Here is a 23,076-nt window from a genome sequence, read left to right on the forward strand (position 1 = left end):
GCTGAAAAAAGAACATATCCCTTCACTTATTGGAGTGGCATGTGTCCATTAAGTTGGCTTAAACTAGTTTGAGCATTCGTATTGAAATCTAGTTGTTGGAAAAAATCTTTTGGAAGGACAACTTTTTGACATTGAACGTGGGCTTGTTCAATCAATTTTAAAGCGTACTCATTGTTATGGTAATCTTCTAAGTAATTTATTTTTATGATACCAGCTTGAATAATCATTTTCGTACATTGTAAGCATGGGAAATGAGTAACATAAATTTCTGCACCTTCAGTTTGCGCTCCAAATTTTGCACACTGAAGAATCGCATTCATCTCAGCATGAATCGTACGTAAACAATGACCGTCAACAATATAGCAACCGTCATCTATACAATGCGCATCCCCACTTACCGATCCGTTGTAACCTCCTGCGATAATCCTCTTTTCCCTTACAATTGTAGCTCCAACAGTTAATCGAGCACAGGTACTTCTTAAAGACAGCAACAAACTCTGAGACATAAAATATTGATCCCATGGTATACGTTCAGTCATATTAATCCTCCTACTCATTTGTTTGTTTAAGTTGTTGATGAACTTAAGCATTTTCTCAAGTATACAAAAGCCCACAAAGACTTTCAATACTTCATTTTTACTCACCATCGCCCACAGTAATGTTCGCTCGTAACGCCTCAAAAGTTTTTTCACCAATGCCGGACACATTTTTCAGGTCTTCAATTTTTTGAAATGAACCATTCTCTTGTCTATAGCTCATGATTTGCTCTGCTTTTTTCTCCCCTATTCCAGATAATTGTTGGAGTTCAATTGAGTCTGCGAGATTGATATTTATCTTTTCAGACGTTGCTGTTTCACTATTTTCTTTTGGAACTGTGATAACAGCTTCTTCTATTGGAACGGCTGAAGTTTCTAGTTCTGCAGTTTTTTCTTCAACCGCTCCAATTTCTGGAATAAAAATCACCATTTGGTCTGTTAACTTTAAGGATAAGTTTACAGGATTCTGATTTGCCTTATCACTAAAACCACCAGCTAGTTCAATAGCATCAATTAACCTCATTTCACTTGTCACTTCATACACACCAGGCAGGTACACAGCACCCTTAACATCTACATAAATTATTTCTGATTGACTTTCTGATTGTTGTTCAGCCTGATTTGATGTTACAGAATACTGGCTCTCACTTTCCAAGTAACTCATCGTATCTGAGGTTTCTTCCACATCATCTGTGCTGCTCAAAAACATCAGAATAATTCCAACTACACTGAGTACTAGGCAACTGAGCATACCTATCTCAATAAATAAACGATTTTTTATTAGCCAGTCTTTGCTAGTTTTCAACATCCCCTAACACTCCTTTTGAGTCCTTCTAAGAAGTAATATGCGTAAAAAAACACCTATTTCTTTTAACCAGTCGCTTTAATTTATTTTATTTAAAATTTGTAGTATGGTTAAGTTAACGTAATTTTTAAAATTACTAAATTAAGGAGTGATGAAAATGACTATAGGAAAACAGATTGTTTTATATTTAGCTTATGGAATAATGATTGCCGTAAACGCTTTAGCTAATATCCTTCCCATTAATGGTTATCAAACAGGAGAAATTTCTGATATGTATGATGTGTTTTTTACTCCTGCTGGTTTTATTTTTAGTATTTGGGGAGTCATCTATTTTGCATTGTTATTATGGCTGTTAAGTTTTAGTTTAAAAAAACAAACGTTAAGTTCCGCCCAATTCTGGGGATTTTTACTAACTTGTTTGTTTAATACATTATGGATTTTAGTTTGGCATTTTCTCTTGGACGGAATTGCTTTTATTGTTATTTTTTTACTGCTTCTATCCCTTATTTTTTTATATCGAACTCAAGAAAAAGCTACTCATTCTAAACTTTACCTCATTCCTATATCACTTTACTTAGGATGGATCATTGTTGCTACCATTACAAATTTCAGTTATTGGTTAGTTGCTAGTATCGGTATCGAGGCAAATCTCCAAACAATAGTCACTTATGTACTCTTATCGCTAGCGACTCTTTTAGGACTAGGGATTGCTTATTTCTTAAAAGATTGGGCTATTATCTTAGTTTTTATATGGGCAATGTATGGGATATTTACTAAGAACTTACCAGACCATCGCTCAATTGCTATTGTTACCGTCGGATTAATGATTGTCCTTATAATTGGAAGTATCGCTTCATTCTTCATTAATCGAAAAACAGCCCAAAAAAATCCTTATCACTTTTAAAGTTAGTCCAAAAAAGCCGAAGACATAATTGTCTTCGGCTTTTTTTATGGATTTTTTGATTAAATCAAATGGTTTATAGTTTTTTTAAATAATCAATGGCATCTTGAAATGTTTTTACTGGTACAATTTTCATATCGGTATCAATTTCTTTTGCTGCCTCGAGTGCTTCTTGATAATTAGACTTCATTTCAGGATAATTTTTTTGTATGACTGGATCGATCGTATCATCTGGAGCAAAAAAGATTGTCGCTCCTTCTTCACTGGCTGCAACAACTTTTTTATCAATTCCGCCAATACGACCAATTGTGCCATCTGGTTGCATCGTTCCAGTACCAGCAATTTCATTTCCTTTTCGCAAATCCTCATCCATCAACTGCGTATAAATCTGTAAAGCAAACATAAAACCAGCAGATGGCCCTCCAATTTCTCCGGCATCAATAGATACTGGGATATCTGTTTCAATTGACGTATTATCGACTAAAGATATTCCTAGACCAGCTTTTTTAGTTTCTTCCATTTCCATTAACTTTCCAGAAATCGTTTGTTGTTCGCCATTCCGTTCATATGTTACTTCAATGACTTGACCAACTTTTTGTTTTTGAACGTATTCAATAAATTCAGCTGAACTATCAAAAGACTGTCCATCAAGTGAAAGTATGGTATCTCCAATCTCTAACTTGCCTTCAAAATCGGACCCTTCCAAAATGGACATGATATAAACGCCATTATACGTCAACTGATACTCTTCTCCAGCAGCCTCATAAGCTTGTTCGATTGCTGAATTGATTGAACTAGTCATATAATAATTCTGTAGGTTAGTGTATTCTGCATCAGAAGTATTTGTACCAAACAGTTCTTCGGTGGTGAGACCTTCATGAAAAGGCAAATATTTCATGAAATACGTAAAAGGAGTCGCTCTTCTAATCGCAACGGTCGTTAACATAAAATGACCATCTTCTGGGTCTTTTTTGTTGTCAACTTCTACCAATTCGTTCAATTGCACTGCCGAACCCGGTCCTTCTATATAATAAGGAATAGGGACAAAGACTCCTGCAAGAATAATTACGATCAGTGCAACAAGCAAACCCTTGCGACTCTTTTTTTCTTTAGCATTCATTCCAATCATCCTCTGCATACCTAAATTTACTAACGAATTGAATTGATTTATTCTATTTTAGCATACTTTTTTTTGATAGCTTTATTAACTCCATCTGGAACGAGACTGGAAACATCGCCACCAAACATCGCCACTTCTTTAATTAAGCTTGAGCTTAAAAATCGGTACTTTTCATTTGACATTAAAAATACAGTTTCAATATCTTTATGCTGAATTTTATTCATTGTTGCAATCGTAGATTCATACTCAAAATCGGCATTATTCCGTAATCCTCTTACCAATGTGACTGCTCCAATTTTTTTTGCAAGTTCTACCGTCAATCCGCCACTATGTTCCGTGACCCTTACATTTTCAATATGTTCGACAGACTTTTTAATAAAGGTCATTTTTTCTTCTAGAGAAAATAAAGCATTTTTTGACGTATTAGTCGCTACAGCGATGACAACTTGATCAAATAATTTTGAGGTTCTTTCAACTGTATCGAGATGGCCATTAGTAAATGGATCGAAACTTCCAGGAAATAAAGCAATTTTAGTCATTTCCCTGCCCCATTTCCTTAGTGTATTCATACATTACAATTTGGCTTGCCCCATAAAATTCTTTTCTAAAGACTTTAGCTGCACCAATATTTTCATTTAATTGAGTCCGCTTGTCCAACTCACAGATAATAATGGCTTCATCATTCAATAAATCAGAATCGACTATTTTTTCAATTTGTTTTTCAATCTCTTGTTTAGCATAAGGAGGATCTAAAAATAAGAGGTCAAATTTTTTCTTCCCTCTTAATAAGTCGATTGCTCGATTGGCGTCATTCCGATAAATTTCAAATTTATCTAATTCCTTTGTTACGCTAATATTTTCTTTTATCGTTTTGATGGCTAAAGGATCTCGATCAATTAGTACGGCACTATCCATACCGCGAGAAACTGCTTCAATAGCTAGTCCCCCACTTCCAGCAAATAAATCTAAACAATTTCCACCGTCAAAATAAGGTCCTATGATATTGAAGATGGATTCTTTTACTTTATCTGTTGTGGGTCTTGTATTGTTACCTGGGACAGCTTTTAATTTTCTGCCTCCATATTCTCCTGTAATGATACGCATACATACAACTTCCTTTCAGTTTATCTTCCCGATTAAGAAACCTTTTCACACTATAAAATGCTAAATAAGCCGATGAACTTATGGTATCGACTTATCTAGCATTTTAATTAGATTACAGTCTCGTTAGACTCGTTTTCTTTTATTTGTTCTTCAGCAACATCTTTTTTTTCTTTTCCGAAAAAATCTTTAAAATCTAAATTAATAAACGGTCTATAGGATAACTCTACTTTTCGAACGAAATGTAAATCAGCTAACTTTTTTTGCGTCATTTCTACATCAGATTGATTGATATACATCACAACGTATTTCATTCTTCTAGAAGCATAGTGAATCAACCCAAAACGTTTAAGTGTTTTAAAATGTCTTAAACTATAAACCCAAACAATGATTCCTTGTCTCTCATTTGTAGTTAATTCCATATCGCCCCTCCTTAATTTAGTAATTTCAATCGTATAGCTTCTTTTTTTTAAAAATGTCTTATTTAATGAAGGATCAGTAACATATCATTTGCACGATAAGCTAGTCCTATTTCTGTCATACCAGCATCCATCAAAAAAATTCGTTCAATTTCAAGACTAAACCAGTTGGTTGCAAGCCATGCCACGTCCGTTTCTTGAATCGAATACAACACACGTACTTCATTTAACTCTAACTCTGTTTCTTGCAAAGTAAGTTCTATTTGCTCACTTGTTAGTGTTTGATAGGTTTGATTTGTCTGCTCATCAATAGAGTTAGAGTTGTCATCTATAATAAACGTTTCAATTGAAGAATTCTGATTCTTTATTGCTTTGTCTGAGTTTTCTGTTTCTGAAAAATTACTTTCTTTATTAGCTTGACGATCCGCAATAATTTGTTCTTCTTGATTGATAAAAATAGTTTCAGCTACTTCAGTTAAAGCATCACTCGGAGTTAGCGCAGACTGTTCATATCGTTGACGTAAAATATTTAATATCTCATACACTTGTTTTTGATTGGCTTCGTTAATGGTATCCTGTTTTATTTCATCTAGCTCAAAAGAGGGTATTAAGTGTTTTTTCGAACCATCATCATAGACTCCCAAACGAATCAGTGATGGTGAGTCTAGATAACGAACAGCAATAATTTGATTTGTCGAACGATCCATCATTAATACAGCAAATGTTTGGTTGTCAAAAGCAATTAAAGGGCGATAGTTTAAATCACTTTCTGTTAATTCTAAAGTAACTTGTTCCCCTTGATTCTCTACAGAATAAGTTGGATAAAAACCCGCTAATTGAAATACTTCAGTAATGGACATACCAATTTTAAATGGAGCTACATCTAATTCTGATCCAAATACAAATAAATCTGTGATTACACCATCTTTCACAGTTAACTGTGCATAATCTGTTTCATCCTCTCCAAATATCCAACGTTCTTCTTCATAAACAGTCGGATCGATTCGCTTTGGATCGCCAAATTTTTCGGTAAAGTTTGCAACGTTTTGACCGACATAACTGCCTAAACCAGTAATTGGAAGCTGTTCAGGTTCTAAATCTGTTGTTTGATAATCAAAAGATCCAGATTGAATAGTTTCACTTTCTTCTTTTGGCGTGATGATGTCTGCTGGATTTCTTGAAATGACTTCTGGCAACCAATAAGTAGCTAGAAGCATAATAAAAATCAGCGGCAAAGATCTTAAAAATGTCTTCACTCATTTAGCCTCCTCAATTTGGTAGCTAAATCATTTTAACTGAACCTTAGTGCTAGTTATCATCATTAAAATGAGCATTACTTTGTTCGTCAATCTATTCGGTTCTAGTTAGCTTTCACTTCAATCAGTAAATCTCCTGTTTCAATGATATCCTCATCTGCAACATAGATTTGATCAATTACCCCTTCGACATTGGCTTTGATCGTCGTTTCCATTTTCATTGCTTCTGTGATAATAATAGGCTGACCTTGAACTACACGTTCGCCCTTTTGTACCAATACTTCCAGTACGGATCCCGGCATTGTAGCCCCAATATGTTCTTTATTTGTAGGTTCTGCTTTTTTTCGTATAGCTTTTGTACTTGTGATACTGTAATCTTTTACAACTACTTCTCTTCCTTGACCGTTTAGATCAAAGTATAAAATGCGCATTCCTTCAGAATTGGGTTCACCTATTTGATTTAATTTTATAATCAACGTTTTCCCTTTTTCAATCTGAACTTCAATAGATTCTCCAGTTCGCATACCATGGAAGAATGTCATCGTATCTAAAAGAGTTACCTCTCCAAAAGTTTCTAGATTATTACGGTAATCTAAAAATACTTGAGGGTACATAATGTAACTAAGGACATCTTCTTGAGTAGGCTCTGCTTGAATTTTTTCAGCTAGCTCTTTTTTGACTTCGTTAAAATCAACTGGTGCTGCTAAGCTACCTGGGCGAACGGTAATCGGTTCTTTGCCTTTTAATACAATACGTTGAAGTTTTTCAGGGAAACCACCAGTCGGTTGTCCTAAATCACCCATAAAGAAACTGATAACAGACTCAGGAAAATCGATAGCCATTCCTTTTTCATATACGTCCTCTTCAGATAGTTTATTTTGTACCATAAATAAAGCCATATCTCCAACTACTTTTGATGAAGGGGTAACTTTAACAATGTCTCCAAACATTCGGTTGACTGTTGCATACATTCCTTTGACTTCATCCCATTGCTCAGCTAATCCAATTGCTTTAGCTTGTTGTTGCAAATTGGTGTATTGTCCACCTGGCATCTCATGTTGATACACTTCGGTAGAAGGTGCACTGATCCCTACTTCAAAGTCACTATATTGTGCACGGATATCTTCCCAATAATGATTGATTTGTTGCACGTTCTCAATATTAATTTCAGGTGCTCTATCTTCATTTAACAAGGCATAATACAAACTATTCATGCTTGGTTGACTGGTTGCTCCACTCATTGCGCTCATAGCCACATCCACAATGTCCACACCAGCTTTTACAGCTGCAGCATAGGTAAAGATACCATTACCGCTCGTATCGTGTGTATGCAAGTGAATTGGGACATCTACTGTTTCCTTCAATTCACTAATTAAACGATAAGCAGCTTGCGGCATCAATATTCCTGACATGTCTTTAACAGCAATAATGTGCGCACCTTGGTTTTCTAATTCTTTAGCCATATCTTTATAGTAGTCGACTGTATATTTATCTCTCTTAGGATCATTAATATCTCCAGTATAACAAATCGTTGCTTCTGCAATTTTACCAGCATCACGTACACTTTGAATACTCTTTTCCATTTGTTGGATCCAGTTCAGACTATCAAAAATACGGAACACATCGATACCATTTTTAGCTGCTTGCTGGATAAACGCTTCAATAACATTATCCGGATAATTTTGATACCCTACAGCATTGGATCCTCTAAATAGCATTTGGAATAGAGTATCTGGCATTTTTTTACGTAATTTCTCTAATCGTTCCCAAGGGTCTTCATTTAAAAAGCGATAAGCTACGTCAAATGTAGCTCCTCCCCACATTTCAGAAGAAAATAACTGTGGAATACCTTTTTGAGTTTCCTCAGCAATATTTAAGAAGTCTTGCGTTCTCACGCGAGTAGCTAATAAACTTTGGTGTGCATCTCTAAAGGTGGTATCTGTCAGCAACACTTCGTTTTTATTTTTGATCCATTCTACTACGGCATCGGCACCACTATTGTCTAGAACATTTTTAGCACTTACATAGTCATTATCTAATGTTATCAACTTTGCAGGCTTTCTTGCAGGTTCAAAGAATTTTTTCTCTCTTTGTTCAATACCAGGAAATCCATTGACTGTAATGTTTCCGATGTAATGCATCGTTTTATTTCCACGGTCTCTAACTTTTGAAAATTTAAACAATTCAGGTGTCGTATCAATGAACGTTGTTTTAGCTTCACCAGATAGAAAAACTGGATGCGAAATAACGTTTTGCATAAAGGGAATATTCGTTTTTACTCCACGTATACGGAACTCTTTTAACGAGCGAGCCATTTTTTGTACCGCCAACTCAAACGTTGTGGCATGGACACAAGCTTTAACCAACAATGAATCAAAGAAAGGTGTAACTACACTCCCTTGAAATCCATTTCCTGCATCTAGACGAATACCAAATCCACCTGGAGAACGGTAAGTATTGATTTTACCTGTATCAGGTAAGAAATTATTCATTGGATCTTCAGTAGTGATACGGCATTGAATGGCAGCACCAATCAATGGAATATCTTTTTGTTTTGGAATCTGAATATCTTTGTGCAGATCTTTCCCTTGAGCAATTAGAATTTGAGATTGAACGATATCTATACCCGTAATCATTTCAGTTATGGTGTGTTCAACTTGTACACGAGGATTTACTTCGATAAAGTAATAATTCTCGCCTTCTAATAAGAATTCAACTGTTCCAGCATTTACATAACCAACATGTTCCATTAGTTGAACAGCTGATTGACACATTTCCATTCTTAATTTTTCTGAGATGGATACACAAGGAGCGACCTCAACTACTTTTTGATGGCGCCGTTGAACAGAACAATCTCTTTCATATAAATGAACGATATTTCCATGAGTATCCCCTAAGATTTGTACTTCGATATGTTTTGGATCTTGAATATAACGCTCAACATAGATCTCGTCACTACCAAATGCTGCTCTAGCTTCACTTTGTGCCCGTTCAAAACTATCTTTTACATCTGCTTCACTGTTGGCTACACGCATTCCACGTCCGCCTCCACCAAGAGCAGCTTTAATAATTATTGGATAGCCATATAGGTTTCCGAATTCTTTTACGCCTTCTAGATCTGCAACTGGACCATCTGATCCTGGAATAGACTGAATACCCGCAGCAATTGCAGCTTCTTTTGCTTTTATTTTATCTCCAAAAATATCTAAATGGTGTAGTTTAGGACCAATAAAAATGATTCCTTCTTCTTCACAACGTCTAGCAAAATCAATATTTTCAGATAAAAAACCGTATCCTGGATGAATAGCATCTGCTTCAGAATCTTTAGCGATACGAATCAAGTCTTCAATATCTAAATAAGCATCAATAGGTTTTTTTCCTTTTCCTACTAAATAAGCTTCATCAGCTTTAAAACGATGAACAGACCCCTCATCTTCTTGTGCGTAAACAGCTACCGTTTCAATAGCTAACTCTGTTAAAGCTCTAAAAATACGAATGGCTATTTCACCGCGATTTGCTACTAATACTTTTTTCATCATGTCACTCCTAATCTTTGTAATTTTTCTTTCTAATAGTCAGGATGCAACTTATCTTAAAAAAAGACAGTACTGTAAACAAGTTGTTTACTACATCCAGTAAACACATTTAACTTTTACTATTTTTCTCTAATACTTGCTGATTGCGCTTTTTATCTGTTGCACTAACATTTAATACCAAACCAATAGAAATCGTTAAAACAATCGTGCTGGAACCTCCATAACTGATAAATGGAAAGGTTACTCCTGTGATAGGCATTAATCCAATAACCCCACCTAGATTAACAAGCCCTTGGACTAATAACATTGTTGCGATACCGATGCAAATAAGTGATCCAAATGAATCTTTTGCTCGAATACCGACTAAATAAATACGTAAAATCAACAAACTAAATAGTGCAACAATAACCAATATGCCAATCAATCCCATTTCTTCACCAATAATAGACATGATGAAGTCTGTATAAGGTTCCGGCAAATAACCAGTTTTTTGAATACTTTCCCCAATACCTACTCCAAAAATGCCGCCACGTCGTAGAGCATAATAGGAATTCACTAATTGAAGCCCGGCACTTTCAGAAACGGCAAAGGGATCCCAAAAAGCTAAGAATCGGTCGTATTGATATTTCTCTAAAAAAGGTAGGCTCATACCAAATACACGTACAAGTGCAAGGATACCTCCTATTAAAGCAACTCCTACTGCTCCAACAGCCGCTGATAATTTTGTTGAAACCCCACTTGCTAAGATCATAATAGTTCCTGTAACAAGTAAAATGGCCGCACCACCGACATCGGGTTGCAAAAGAATCAACACTAAATAAAAACCAAAGAGTGTTAGTGGTGGAGTGACCGTTTCCTTAAAATTATGCACGAGTTGATTTTGTTTTTTTGAAAAAATATAAGCGAAATACCAAATGACTACTATTTTTGCAAACTCTGCAGGTTGAAACCCGAAACCTAAAATGAATATCCAACCTTTTGCTCCATTGGTAATTTTACCAAAAAAGAATAAGTAAACAAGCAAGATTGCAACAAACCCACTTGCACCTACCAAAAAGCGTTTATTTTTTAATAGTTTATATTTGAATAAAAAAACTATCATACTCGTAATTAAGCCCAAAATGACAAAGGCGGCTTGTCTGGTAAAATAAAATTGAGAATTATTATACTGACTAATAGCAACATAGCTACTAGCACTATAAACCATTAAGATCCCTATTATGGATAAAACTAAATAAGGGATAAAGATATAGTAATCAAGATATTTAAATTTTCTCATGTTTACGGCTAAAAGAAGCCTTTAGCCTCCCTATTCTATAATTTTAATACTGTACTGATTAGATTTCAATCCAGTCTTAATCCATCGTTCATTAGTTGCAATTTACGCAACACTATTATTATAGCAACAAACTATCCATCCAACAATAACAAAGGGCACTAATTTGGCTTAATTCCTCTATTAATAAATAGTAACTATAAAAAAAGACAGTTCCCGAAAATGATAAACCATTTTCGGAAACTGTCTTTTAATTTTTAGTTTTGTGATGCTTTATTTTTCTTAGCTGATTTTTCACGTTCGTTTTTATTCAAGACTTGTTTACGTAAACGAACACTTTCCGGAGTAATTTCACAGTACTCATCATCACCCAAGAACTCTAATGATTCTTCAAGTGTTAAATGACGAGGTGCTTTGATTACGTTAGTTTGGTCTTTATTCGCAGAACGTACGTTAGTTTTTTGTTTAGCTTTCGTGATATTTACAGTAATGTCATTTTCACGAGAGTTTTCCCCAACGATCATTCCTTCATAAATTTCGGTAGTTGGTTCAATAAAGATCGTTCCACGATCTTCTACACCCATGATACCGTAAGTTGTTGCTTTACCCGTTTCAGTTGAAACTAAAGCACCATTACGACGTCCACCAATTTTAGTTTTTAGACGAGGCAAGTATTGATCAAATGTGTGGTTCATAATTCCGTATCCACGAGTCATTGAAAGGAATTCAGTAGAATATCCGATTAATCCACGAGCTGGAGCTAAGAAAGTCAATTTAACTTGACCATTTCCATTATTGACCATATCTGTCATTTCACCTTTACGAGCACTTAAAGATTCAATGATTGAACCCATGTACTCTTCTGGTGTGTCAATTTGAACTAATTCAAACGGTTCACATTGAACACCATTAAAATCTTTCAAAATAACTTCTGGACGAGAAACTTGTAATTCATAACCTTCACGACGCATGTTTTCAATAAGAATTGACAAATGCAGTTCTCCACGACCTGAAACAATCCATGCATCTGGAGAATCAGTAGGATCAATTCGTAATGAAACGTCTGTATGCAATTCAGACATTAAACGTTCTTCAATTTTACGTGAAGTAACCCATTTACCTTCGCGACCTGCGAAAGGAGAGTTGTTAACTAAGAATGTCATTTGTAATGTTGGTTCGTCAATATGAAGAATTGGCAATGGATCAACATGATTAACTGGTGTTACTGTTTCTCCAACGAAAATGTCTTCCATACCTGAAACAGCAATTAAATCTCCAGCTTTAGCTTCTTGGATTTCTAAACGTTCTAGACCAAAGAATCCAAAAAGTTTTGTTACACGGAAATTTTTAGTTGAACCATCTAATTTACTTAGGGTTACAGAATCTCCAACTTTAATTGTTCCACGGAATACACGTCCGATACCAATACGACCAACATAATCGTTGTAATCCAATAATGATACTTGGAATTGTAATGGTTCTTCAGAGTTGTCAATTGGAGCAGGGATTTTTTCAAGAATTGTATCGAAAATATGAGCCATTGTTGGTTCTTGATCATTTTTGTCATCTGATAAACTAGACGTACCGTTCATAGCAGAAGCATAAATAACTGGGAAGTCCAATTGATCGTCATCAGCACCTAATTCAATAAACAATTCAAGTACTTCGTCAACTACTTCTGCAGGACGAGCTGAGTCTTTATCAATTTTATTTACTACAACAATAGGAACAACTTTTTGTTCCAAAGCTTTTTTCAATACAAAACGAGTTTGTGGCATTGTTCCTTCGTAAGAATCGACAACTAAAACTACACCATCAACCATTTTCATAATACGTTCAACTTCACCACCGAAGTCAGCATGGCCTGGTGTGTCCATGATGTTGATGTGAGTATCTTTGTATTTTACGGCTGTATTTTTTGCTAAGATTGTAATTCCACGTTCTTGTTCTAATGCATTTGAATCCATTGCACGTTCCGCCAATTGGCTACGCGCGCCTAATGTGTCTGATTGCTTTAATAATTCATCAACTAAGGTTGTTTTACCGTGGTCGACATGGGCAATTATGGCAACATTTCTAAGATTTTCTCTATTTTTCATTAATGTATTCCTCCAAGATTCTTCTTGTTATTTCAATGCTACTGAATCGCTATCTACGAATAAAAAAATTGTTCAATACATTTTTCGCACTTGAACTATTCATAAGTTTTTTGCAATTCTTTAATGAAAACGCATTGAAAACTTATGAAGACAACTATCAACTTATCCATTCTAACACTTATATAAGGAATTGAAAAGAAAAAAGATAGGTTATTTTTAACTTTTTCGTTGTAAGCGATTTATTTATTAGACGATTCACAGATATCTTTTTAATTGAACAGTCAATGATTACTTATTAAAGGAAAGTGAACATTTTTTTGATCCTCAAACTTTGTTTTCGGCACTCAACAAACTAATAATTTCTTCGTGAGCTAGAGGTGTGGCCACAAGAGAAGCATTTTTTTTCAACAAATCAATACTATCTCCATTTAACTTAGTATAGATTAGCCCCACTTCTTCAGCAATCACTTTCCCAGCTGCTATGTCCCATGGTGCAAGCGATGCGGCAAGGTACCCTATCAGCCTTCCAGAAACAACATGAGCAGTCTCAATACCTGCTGATCCAATTAAACGAACGCCAGAACTTGCTCTACCAACTATTCTTGCCAAACCTTCTTCGTTAGACATTAAGGCACTACTTATAGCCACTAGACCTTCTTTTAATGGTTTATTATCAACTACAGGGATAAGGGTTTGATTGCAATAGGCGCCACTACCCTTTTGAGCAGAATACAGTTTATCTTGCATGACATCATAGATATAACCCATTTGACCCTTTCCATCTTCATAAATAGCTACCATAATCGCAAAGTCAGACTGTTGTTTAATAAAATTTAACGTTCCATCGATTGGATCTATAATCCATACCACACCATCTAAATTCTGAATGTCATCTCCAAAACCTTCTTCTCCCAAAATACGCTCTCCAGGAAAAAACTGCTGAATTTTTTCGATAAACAGTTTCTCTATAGCTTTATCCATATTGGTTACTAAATCATTACGATTCGTTTTTTGCTGGATATCTAATTCATCATTAAATGAAGTTTTTATTGTCTTAGCAGCATCATAAATCCATTCTTTGATTAACTGGTCTCTTTTCACAAGCTGATCCAAAAAAATTCACTTCCTTTCAAGAAATAATTTAAACTAATTTATCAAAAAAGACAACTAAAATACAACGAGTTTATTTCTCTGTTAAGTGAATGTTTTTTTTAGTAGATGACTGTGCTTCTTTTACTACACGATAAAGAGAATAATTTGAAATATCTTCAAATTTTTTACCCCATCTTTTTTCCTCACCAATAGCAGGAATAACCTTTTTAAATTTTTTGTATTTCAGTAAAAACTCTTCACGGTCGATTCCTTTTTCATAGGCCAACTCTACCATACGCCATACATTCACTACATCTTCCATTTGTTCTTTAGTCCAATCGTAATCAATTGGGTAACTGTAACTCTTTTCCATTAGTTTGACCTCCATAATTATCCTTGCTCAACCCAATCCAGTTGGATTCTTATTTCATTAGCACTGATTAATAAACTTTTTTGTTCTGTTTCAGAAAAATTCAATCCAGCAATTTGTCTTATACCATTTTCTCCTAATATTACAGGTATAGATAACGGTATATCTTTCAATTCACCAATGTCCATAAGGTGAACAAGTGGCACAATGGCTTTTTTATTTGTTAAAATATATTGGACCAGTTCAATTAAAGCTGTTGCAGTTGTTAATGTCAATTCTTTATTTTCGTTCATTCGATTCCGTTTAGCTATCTTTTCTTCTATTATACTCATATCATCTTGGTTAAAATTAGTATTTGGATCCATTGTTAAGCCTAACAGTGAATTTCCTCCCATACTTGAACGACTCCATGCAACTGTTTTTTGCAAAGGGCTGCTTCCTCCGATAATATACCCTTTAACTTCATTAAAAGAAACATCTAGCGCTTCACTTAATAATTTTTGGAAATAAACGGTATCAACGTATGTTCCTAATCCTACAATTTTATTTTTTGGTAAGCCAGAAAATTTCCAAACTAAGTATGTAAACAAATCATCTAATTTATTCGCAACAACAATTAATCCACTAAAACCTGAAGCCATTGCTTGATTAATCATTTTACGTACCAATAAAATATTTCTTCTAAGGTATTCTGAATCTGGTTCGTTCTCTAGTCGGTTCTCTTTTGCGGTTAAAATTAAAACATCAGCATCTGCATAATCTTTTTCATTGCCCATTTTTATTTTACTCATAGGAAATAACTCGGAAGCATACTGCAAATCATTCGTTTTATCTTCTTGAGGAATTGGATGTGGATACAGATAAACTTCTTTTAAATTTAATGTTGTCATGCTTAAAAAACAAAAATGATAGGCGATATCGTCTGATCCAACAACTATAATCTTTTTATCACTTTTCATTTGAACTCCCCCAACTTTATAAGTGTGATTCCCTTTATTTATTATTATAATAAACCCATTCCTAACAAGCTTAGTATACCAAACTAACCAGTTAAAGTGGGTATAATGAACTTTTAACTAATTAAAAAGTTAAAAAGAGCTTCTCATTCTTTTGGAATGAGAAGCCCTTTTTCAGTATGAACACGTCTTAATTGGTTCAATTAGGACGACTACAAAAATAGTAGATTTTTTAATAATTACGCGTGAATCGGTAAACCTAAAGCTAATTCAGCAGCATCCATAGATACTTCAGCTAAAGATGGGTGAGCATGAATAGTTGAAGCAATATCTTCTGCAACCATTCCTGATTCAACTGCTAAAGCAAGCTCCGCAATTACATCACTAGCACTAACACCAGCAATTTGAGCTCCTACAATAACACCTTCATCTTTAGTTGTAACTAGGCGAACAAAACCTTCAGTAGCATTTAAAGACAATGCACGTCCGTTACCAGCTAATGGGAATTTAGAAGTTTTCACATCTAATCCTTTTTCTTTAGCTTCTGCAGCTGTATAACCAACCACCGCTAGTTCAGGATCTGTAAAGGCAACAGCAGGCATAGCTCTGTAATCAATAGCTACTTTTTTACCAGAAATTGCTTCTGCAGCAATTTTTGCTTCATAACTAGCTTTGTGAGCTAAAGCTGCTCCTGGAGTGATATCTCCGATTGCATAAATGTTTTTCACGTTTGTGCGACCTTGAGCGTCAACTTTAACAAGTCCACGTTCATTCATTTCAACACCAGTTGATTCTAAACCTAGTTCATCTGTGTTTGGACGACGACCAACTGTTACCATTACATAATCAGCTTCAATTGTTTTTTCTTCGCCTTTCACTTCATAAGTGACAGATACGCCATTTTCAGTTTCAACTGCTTCTTTAGCCATAGCATTGTTTTCAATTGTAACATTTTTCTTTTTAAAGTTATCCGTTACTAATTTAACCATGTCTTTTTCGAATGTTGGTAAAATAGAGGGTGCAAATTCAAGAATGGTTACTTCAGCTCCTAAGTTTGCGTAAGCTCCAGCTAATTCACTACCAATATATCCGCCACCAACTACAACAAGTTTTTTAGGAACTTCTGGTAAAGCCAATCCACCAGTTGAGTCGATTACACGTTTGCCGAATTTGAAACCTTTGATTTCAATTGGACGGCTACCAGTTGCAACGATTGCATTCTTAAATGAATACGTTTGTGCAGCTACTTCAGTCATTACACGTAAAGTATGTTCATCATTGAAGTAAGCTTCGCCACGAAGAATCTCTACTTTATTTTTTTTCAATAAACCTTCAACACCTTTAGTTAAAGATGCTACAACTTTATTGTTTTTCCACTCTTGAGTTTTAGCAAAATCTAGAACCACGTTTTCAGCAGAAACTCCAAAAACAGATGAATCTAAGGCATCTTGATAGTGATGTCCAGCACTGATTAGTGCTTTAGAAGGAATACACCCAACGTTAAGACAAACCCCACCAATGTACTCTTTTTCTACGATGGCAACTTTTTGTCCCATTTGAGCAGCACGAATGGCTGCTACATATCCTCCTGGACCAGAACCGATGACAACTGTATCTAACTCTATTGCGAAATCTCCTACTACCATTTAACCTTCACCTTACCCTTCCATTAACAATAATTCTGGATCAGCAAGCAACGTTTTTAATTCGTTCATTGCTTTTTGTGCAGTTGCTCCATCAATGATACGGTGGTCAAAACTTAATGACAATTGCATAACTGGTGCTACAACAATTTCATCATCTGCATTAACAATTGCTTTTTTAGCGATACGGCCTACACCTAAAATAGCAACTTCAGGGTAGTTGATTACTGGAGTGAACCAGCCTCCACCGATTGAACCGATGTTACTGATTGAAATTGAACCATTACTCATTTCGTTAGCTGCTAATTTACCTTCTGTAGCTTTACCAGAAAGTTCAGTAATTTCGCTTGCGATAGAGAAAATACTCTTAGCATCAGCATCTTTAACAACTGGTACAAACAATCCGCGGTCAGTATCTGTAGCAATACCGATATTGAAGTAATGTTTGTAAACAATTTCGTTTGTTGAATCATCAATTGATGCATTCAATGCTGGATATTTACGTAATACTGAAACGATAGCTTTAACTACGTAAGGTAAGAATGTTAATTTAACACCTTTACTTGCTGCGATATCTTTAAAGTGTTTACGATGAGCCATCAACTTAGTTGAATCCACTTCATCAAACAATGTAACATGTGGAGCAGTCGCTTTGCTGTTTACCATTGCTTTAGCGATAGCTTTACGCATTGGAGTCATTGCTTCACGAGTTTCAAGTTCAGCTTGGTTAGATTTGAATGCTTTAGCTGGAGCAGATTCTTTCTTAGCCGCTGGAGCTTTAGCTTCAGTTGCTTTTTCAGCAGGTGCTGCAGCAACAGGTGCTTCTCCACCATTTTTCTTGAAGTTTTCAATATCTTCTTTAGTTGTACGACCATTTTTACCAGTAGCAGCAACTAAAGTGATGTCAACATCGTTTTCACGAGCAAATTGACGTACAGATGGCATAGCTAGAACATTTTTATTTGAAGCTGATGCTTCTGTGGAAGTTGAAGTTACAGTTGGTGCAGCTTGAGCTTCTTTAGCAGCTGGTGCTGCTGAACCTTCAGGGTTATGCTCTGGAGAGTCAATTTCGATCAATACTTGACCTACCATTGCTACAGTTCCTTCTTCAACTAAAATCTTTTTGATTGTTCCAGAAACTGGAGTTGCAATCTCTTCTACAGATTTATCGTTTTGGATTTCTGCAACAGAATCTTCTTCATTAACTGTATCGCCTTCAGCTACTAACCATTTTACGATTTCACCTTCAGCCATTCCTTCTCCAACGTCTGGCATTTTGAATTGGAAGAATGAAGTTCCTGATGAAGCTGGTGCTGCTGCAGGTTCTGGAGCAGATGCGGCTGGTGCTTCTGGTGAAGTAGCTGGAACAGATCCCTCTTCTTCGTCATCTTCATGTCCTGGAGCATCGATTTCAATAATAACTTGTCCAACTGTTGCTACTGTTCCTTCTTCAACCATAATTTTTTTAACGGTTCCAGAAACAGGAGTTGCAATTTCTTCTACAGATTTGTCGTTTTGGATTTCTACGATTGAATCTTCTTCTTCAATTGTATCGCCTTCAGCTACTAACCATTTTACGATTTCGCCTTCAGCCATTCCTTCTCCAACATCTGGTAATTTAAATTTAAATGACATTTTATTTTTCTTCCCTTCTATATTTAGCTATTCTTTTAGAAATATCAGTTTAGTTTTTAATACTAGAACAAACAAATGCAATAGACTTGATAAGCTTTATCGCATTTGTTATTTCACATATGAATAGATTAGAAATTGTACGTTTCTTTAACCTTATCAGCAATATCAGTTGCATTTGGTAACCATGCATTTTCAGCTAAACCAAATGGGAAAACTGTATCTGGTGCTGCTACACGTCCGATTGGAGCTTGTAGTGAAAGGATAGCACGTTCAGAAATTTCAGACATAACCATTGCGCCAACGCCTGCTTGACGTTGTGCTTCTTGAACTACTACAACGCGTCCAGTTTTTTCAACTGAAGCTACGATTGTTTCGATATCTAATGGAGAAATAGTTCTTAAGTCAACGATTTCTACAGAGATCCCTTCTTTTTCTAGTTCATCAGCAGCTTTGATTGCTTCACGCACCATAGCTCCGTAAGTGATAACAGAAACATCTTTACCTTCACGAGTGATGGCAGCTTTTCCTAGAGGAACAGTGTAAATTTCTTCAGGAACTTCATCACGGAATGAACGGTATAATTTCATGTGTTCCATGAATACTACTGGGTCATTGTCACGTAACGCAGAGATCAATAAACCTTTTGCATCGTATGGGTTTGATGGAACAACTACTTTGATACCTGGAGATTGAGTAAGCAAACCTTCAAGGTTATCTGAGTGCATTTCTGGAGTATGAACTCCACCACCAAATGGTGTACGAATAGTAATAGGCATGTTACGAGTGCTACTCATACGGTAACGAGTACGTGCAGCTTGTCCTACGATTGAATCTAATACTTCAAATAAGAAACCAATAAATTGGATTTCTGGAACAGGACGGAAACCTTGAAAAGCAAGTCCAATAGCTAATCCACCAATACCTGATTCAGCAAGTGGTGTATCTGAAACACGTTCTTCGCCGTATTTTTCTTGAAGACCAGCAGTTGCACGGAAAACTCCGCCGTTTTTACCTACATCTTCACCGAAAATCAAAATATCTTGATCGCGTTCCATTTCTTGGTCAAGCGCTTCAGTGATCGCTTGAATCATTGTTTTTTGTGCCATGTTTATTTACTCTCCTTTGCTTCGAAAGTTGCAATTTGTTCAGCGATAACTTGAGTTGGTGTTTCATACATATTTTTCAAGAAATCAGAAACTTTTTGTTTTGGTGCTTGGTCAGCTTCTTTAACAGATGCTTTAATTTCCTCTTTAGTTTTTTCAATTAATTCATTTTCTTTTTCTTCAGACCATAAACCTTTTTCAGTTAAGAAATTACGGAAACGAATCAATGGATCACGCTGTTCCCAGTAATCAAAACTGTCTTTGTCACGGTAACGAGTTGGGTCATCTCCTGATGTTGAGTGAGGACCAAAACGTGAAGTGATTGTTTCAATTAAAACTGGACCATTTCCAGCTACAGCCCATTCTCTTGCTTGTTTAGTAACAGCGTAAACTGCTAATGGATCCATACCATCTACTTGAACTCCTGGGATTCCAGCTGCTACAGCTTTTTGAGCTAAAGTAGTTGCTGCAGTTTGTTTATGACGAGGAGTTGAGATTGCGTATCCGTTGTTTTGAACAAAGAATACTACAGGAGCTTTATATGCACCAGCAAAGTTCAATCCTTCATAAAAATCTCCTTGAGATGAACCGCCATCACCTGTATAAGTGAATGCAACATTTTGTTTGCCACGTTTTTTAAGACCGATACCAGCACCCATAGCTTGGATGATTTGAGCACCAATAATAATTTGTGGTGGTACAGCATGTAAATCTTCAGGATATTCGTTTCCTACTGAATGTCCACGAGACCATAAGAATGCTTTTGATATTGGCAATCCATGTTGGATCAGTTGAGGAATATCACGGTATCCTGGGTATAATTCATCTTCTTTTTCAAATGCAAAATGACTTGCTAATTGAGAAGCCTCTTGTCCAGCTGTAGGAGCGTAGAAACCTAGGCGTCCTTGACGAGCTAAAGCCATTGAACGTTCGTGTAAGATTCTAGACCAAACCATTTTTTCCATTAATTCAACAAGTTGGTCGTCAGACAAATCAGGCATAATATCTTTATTTACGACTTTACCGTCCTTATCTAAGATTTGTACCATTGGGAAAGCAGCATCAATTGTGCTTAACAATGCTTCAAAATCTACTGGTTGTTTCTTGTTAACCATGTATAACCCATTCCTCTCTCGTTTACAATATTGTTTTTCAAAATTCTGTTTTATACTGTTAAAGAAACTGTATTACTCAGAACTTTTTACAATTTAAATTTAACACGCTTTCAACTTAGATGCAAGTAAACTAACTATTAAACCATATGAATTCTATCTATTCACCTTACTTTAATCTAGTTTTCCAGCCATACTGGAATCCTTATTGTGAAATTTTTCACTATAAAAAATGTTTATTCGTTGTTATATAGCACAATAGCTTTAAATTAAACTCTGAAAAAAGCGGATACTTACCTCTTTAAAACTGTTATATAATTTTTATAGAACTGTATTACTTTTTACAAAAACATCTTCATTTTTTTGGATACATCTTTTTTCACAAAAAGATTTTCTTTTGATTAGGATTCAGTAATTGTTCACTTTTTCGCCTTTTTTTTATTTTTCAACTGTTATTTTTCGTAAATTTTAACTATAAACACAAATAAAAACACTATTGTTTTTATTTGCGCTAAAAAAAACCCGTTTTTTAACGGATTTTCTTTTAGTTCTATTTAAATAATTCCTTGACTTAACATTGCTTTTGCAACTTTTGTAAAACCAGCAATATTCGCTCCAGCTACAAAATCTCCATCTAAATTATAAGACTTAGCTGTATCTTTTATTTCTTTATAGATGTTTTTCATGATTTTTTTCAATTCATCATCTACTTCTTCAAAACTCCAATTTAGTCTTTGACTATTTTGGCTCATTTCTAATGCTGAAACTGCTACCCCACCAGCATTAGCTGCTTTAGCTGGACCATACACGATTCCAGCTTTTTGAAACTCTTTAACAGCCTCTAAATTACATGGCATGTTGGCTCCTTCAGCAACAGCACCAACTCCTTGGCTAATCATTTTTTGGGCTGTTGGTCCATCAATCTCATTTTGTGTTGCACATGGAAGTGCGACCGTATATCTTTCATCTAGGTCCCAAATATTGCCGTTTTCATAGGTTGCGTTAGGACGTTCCGTTAGATATTCAGAAATTCTTTCTCTTTTTTCTTCTTTGATTTTTTTAACAAGTGCTAAATCAATTCCTTCTGGATCAAAAATATAACCATCTGAATCCGAACAAGCAATAACCGTTCCGCCAAATTCTTGAACTTTTTCAATTGCATAGATGGCTACATTTCCACTTCCAGAAACAACGACCTTTTGATTTTTGAAAGATTTTCCGATATCGTCTAACATTTCTTTAGTAAAGTAAACTAACCCGTAGCCTGTAGCTTCTGTTCGTGCTAAACTACCACCTAAGAAAATCGGTTTTCCAGTTAAAATTCCTGCTTGGAAACCATTCAACTTTTTATATTGTCCAAATAAAAATCCAATTTCACGTGCACCCACACCGATATCACCAGCTGGTACATCGATATCCGGTCCTATATGACGTTGCAGTTCTGACATAAAACTTTGACAAAAACGCATAACTTCATTGTCAGATTTCCCTTTTGGATCAAAGTCACTACCGCCTTTACCTCCACCAATAGGCAATCCAGTTAGACTATTTTTGAAAATTTGCTCAAATCCTAAAAACTTCACAATACTTTGTGTAACAGATGGATGGAAACGTAGTCCTCCTTTATAAGGTCCTATAGCAGAATTGTATTGCACTCTGTATCCACGGTTTACATTTACTGCCCCTTGATCATCAACCCAAGGAACTCTAAATTGTAGAATTCTTTCTGGTTCCACTAAGCGTTCTAATATATTTTTTTCAATTAATTCTGGATGAGCTGCGAAGACTGGTTCGATAGTACCAAAAAATTCTTTGACTGCTTGCAAATATTCCGGTTGATCCGGATCCCGTTCCGAAACTTTAGTATAAACTTCGTTAACATAACTTTTTGCATCTATCATATTCTAATCTCCTCTAACTTTTGATTTGAAAACATTTTTTCTTTTCATGTTCACCATTATCCCATAATCTATTTATGAAAAAAAGTTTTTTTTCAATTTTTTATACATCGTGCAAAATGTTGAGTTTACTGATAAAATAAATAAGATGAAATTGATAAGGATTTTCCCTATGTGGAAAATGACTATTATGAAACATATATTAGGAGTGAACGTTT

The 23,076-nt window shown here is 35.4% G+C and carries 19 protein-coding genes; 1 reads left to right on the forward strand and 18 read right to left on the reverse strand.

The features are described from left to right. Nucleotides 1-26: 26 nt before the first annotated feature. The gene (locus tag ABS916_RS01460) at nucleotides 27-557 is read right to left on the reverse strand and encodes a ComE operon protein 2 (protein ID WP_502880568.1); all 531 of its coding nucleotides are present in this window, start codon (nucleotides 555-557) and stop codon (nucleotides 27-29) included. A gap of 79 nt (nucleotides 558-636) precedes the next feature. After that, nucleotides 637-1,344: a helix-hairpin-helix domain-containing protein gene (locus ABS916_RS01465; protein WP_350450218.1), complete on the reverse strand. Its 708-nt coding sequence runs from the start codon at nucleotides 1,342-1,344 to the stop codon at nucleotides 637-639. 154 nt (nucleotides 1,345-1,498) lie between these two features. Here ABS916_RS01465 and ABS916_RS01470 point away from each other — a divergent pair, with 154 nt between their 5' ends. Then, complete coding sequence (locus ABS916_RS01470) at nucleotides 1,499-2,245, forward strand: TspO-related membrane protein (protein ID WP_350450219.1); 747 nt, start codon at nucleotides 1,499-1,501, stop codon at nucleotides 2,243-2,245. A gap of 73 nt (nucleotides 2,246-2,318) precedes the next feature. On the opposite strand, the gene ABS916_RS01475 is transcribed toward ABS916_RS01470, so the two are convergent. The 16 genes from ABS916_RS01475 to gdhA all read right to left on the reverse strand — a co-directional run bounded on the left by ABS916_RS01475 (nucleotide 2,319) and on the right by gdhA (nucleotide 22,861). After that, complete coding sequence (locus ABS916_RS01475) at nucleotides 2,319-3,362, reverse strand: SepM family pheromone-processing serine protease (protein ID WP_502880569.1); 1,044 nt, start codon at nucleotides 3,360-3,362, stop codon at nucleotides 2,319-2,321. Nucleotides 3,363-3,409: 47 nt separating this feature from the next. After that, nucleotides 3,410-3,901 carry a pantetheine-phosphate adenylyltransferase gene (gene coaD / locus ABS916_RS01480; protein WP_350450220.1) on the reverse strand — a complete coding sequence of 164 codons (492 nt, stop codon included), beginning with the start codon at nucleotides 3,899-3,901 and terminating at the stop codon, nucleotides 3,410-3,412. Further along, nucleotides 3,894-4,466 (reverse strand): 16S rRNA (guanine(966)-N(2))-methyltransferase RsmD, encoded by a 573-nt coding sequence (gene rsmD / locus ABS916_RS01485; protein WP_350450221.1) that lies wholly within the window; start codon nucleotides 4,464-4,466, stop codon nucleotides 3,894-3,896. Before rsmD ends, coaD begins: the two co-directional genes overlap by 8 nt. A 107-nt stretch (nucleotides 4,467-4,573) precedes the next feature. Next, nucleotides 4,574-4,885: a YlbG family protein gene (locus ABS916_RS01490; protein WP_350450222.1), complete on the reverse strand. Its 312-nt coding sequence runs from the start codon at nucleotides 4,883-4,885 to the stop codon at nucleotides 4,574-4,576. Nucleotides 4,886-4,947: 62 nt separating this feature from the next. Beyond that, the gene (locus ABS916_RS01495; protein WP_350450223.1) at nucleotides 4,948-6,138 is read right to left on the reverse strand and encodes a CAP-associated domain-containing protein; all 1,191 of its coding nucleotides are present in this window, start codon (nucleotides 6,136-6,138) and stop codon (nucleotides 4,948-4,950) included. 104 nt (nucleotides 6,139-6,242) lie between these two features. Next, nucleotides 6,243-9,674: a pyruvate carboxylase gene (locus ABS916_RS01500; RefSeq protein ID WP_350450224.1), complete on the reverse strand. Its 3,432-nt coding sequence runs from the start codon at nucleotides 9,672-9,674 to the stop codon at nucleotides 6,243-6,245. 109 nt (nucleotides 9,675-9,783) lie between these two features. Further along, nucleotides 9,784-10,953, reverse strand: a complete 1,170-nt coding sequence (locus tag ABS916_RS01505; protein WP_350450225.1) for an FtsW/RodA/SpoVE family cell cycle protein — start codon at nucleotides 10,951-10,953, stop codon at nucleotides 9,784-9,786. Nucleotides 10,954-11,207: 254 nt separating this feature from the next. After that, complete coding sequence (gene typA, locus ABS916_RS01510) at nucleotides 11,208-13,049, reverse strand: translational GTPase TypA (RefSeq protein ID WP_350450226.1); 1,842 nt, start codon at nucleotides 13,047-13,049, stop codon at nucleotides 11,208-11,210. Between the two features lie 324 nt (nucleotides 13,050-13,373). Then, nucleotides 13,374-14,162 carry an inositol monophosphatase family protein gene (locus tag ABS916_RS01515; RefSeq protein ID WP_350450227.1) on the reverse strand — a complete coding sequence of 263 codons (789 nt, stop codon included), beginning with the start codon at nucleotides 14,160-14,162 and terminating at the stop codon, nucleotides 13,374-13,376. Nucleotides 14,163-14,232: 70 nt separating this feature from the next. Continuing rightward, the gene (locus tag ABS916_RS01520) at nucleotides 14,233-14,514 is read right to left on the reverse strand and encodes a UPF0223 family protein (protein WP_350450228.1); all 282 of its coding nucleotides are present in this window, start codon (nucleotides 14,512-14,514) and stop codon (nucleotides 14,233-14,235) included. Nucleotides 14,515-14,531: 17 nt separating this feature from the next. After that, the gene (locus ABS916_RS01525) at nucleotides 14,532-15,470 is read right to left on the reverse strand and encodes a lactate/malate family dehydrogenase (protein ID WP_350450229.1); all 939 of its coding nucleotides are present in this window, start codon (nucleotides 15,468-15,470) and stop codon (nucleotides 14,532-14,534) included. Between the two features lie 236 nt (nucleotides 15,471-15,706). Then, nucleotides 15,707-17,113 (reverse strand): dihydrolipoyl dehydrogenase, encoded by a 1,407-nt coding sequence (lpdA, locus tag ABS916_RS01530; protein WP_350450230.1) that lies wholly within the window; start codon nucleotides 17,111-17,113, stop codon nucleotides 15,707-15,709. A gap of 12 nt (nucleotides 17,114-17,125) precedes the next feature. Further along, nucleotides 17,126-18,745 carry a 2-oxo acid dehydrogenase subunit E2 gene (locus ABS916_RS01535; RefSeq protein WP_350450231.1) on the reverse strand — a complete coding sequence of 540 codons (1,620 nt, stop codon included), beginning with the start codon at nucleotides 18,743-18,745 and terminating at the stop codon, nucleotides 17,126-17,128. Between the two features lie 128 nt (nucleotides 18,746-18,873). Beyond that, nucleotides 18,874-19,851 carry an alpha-ketoacid dehydrogenase subunit beta gene (locus ABS916_RS01540; RefSeq protein ID WP_350450232.1) on the reverse strand — a complete coding sequence of 326 codons (978 nt, stop codon included), beginning with the start codon at nucleotides 19,849-19,851 and terminating at the stop codon, nucleotides 18,874-18,876. Nucleotides 19,852-19,853: 2 nt separating this feature from the next. Beyond that, the gene (gene pdhA, locus ABS916_RS01545; protein ID WP_350450233.1) at nucleotides 19,854-20,963 is read right to left on the reverse strand and encodes a pyruvate dehydrogenase (acetyl-transferring) E1 component subunit alpha; all 1,110 of its coding nucleotides are present in this window, start codon (nucleotides 20,961-20,963) and stop codon (nucleotides 19,854-19,856) included. A gap of 551 nt (nucleotides 20,964-21,514) precedes the next feature. Beyond that, entirely contained in the window at nucleotides 21,515-22,861 is a 1,347-nt protein-coding gene (gene gdhA / locus ABS916_RS01550) for an NADP-specific glutamate dehydrogenase (protein WP_350450234.1), read from the reverse strand. Nucleotides 22,862-23,076: the final 215 nt, after the last annotated feature.

The organism is Carnobacterium sp., assembly GCF_040274945.1.
Classification (GTDB): domain Bacteria; phylum Bacillota; class Bacilli; order Lactobacillales; family Carnobacteriaceae; genus Carnobacterium_B.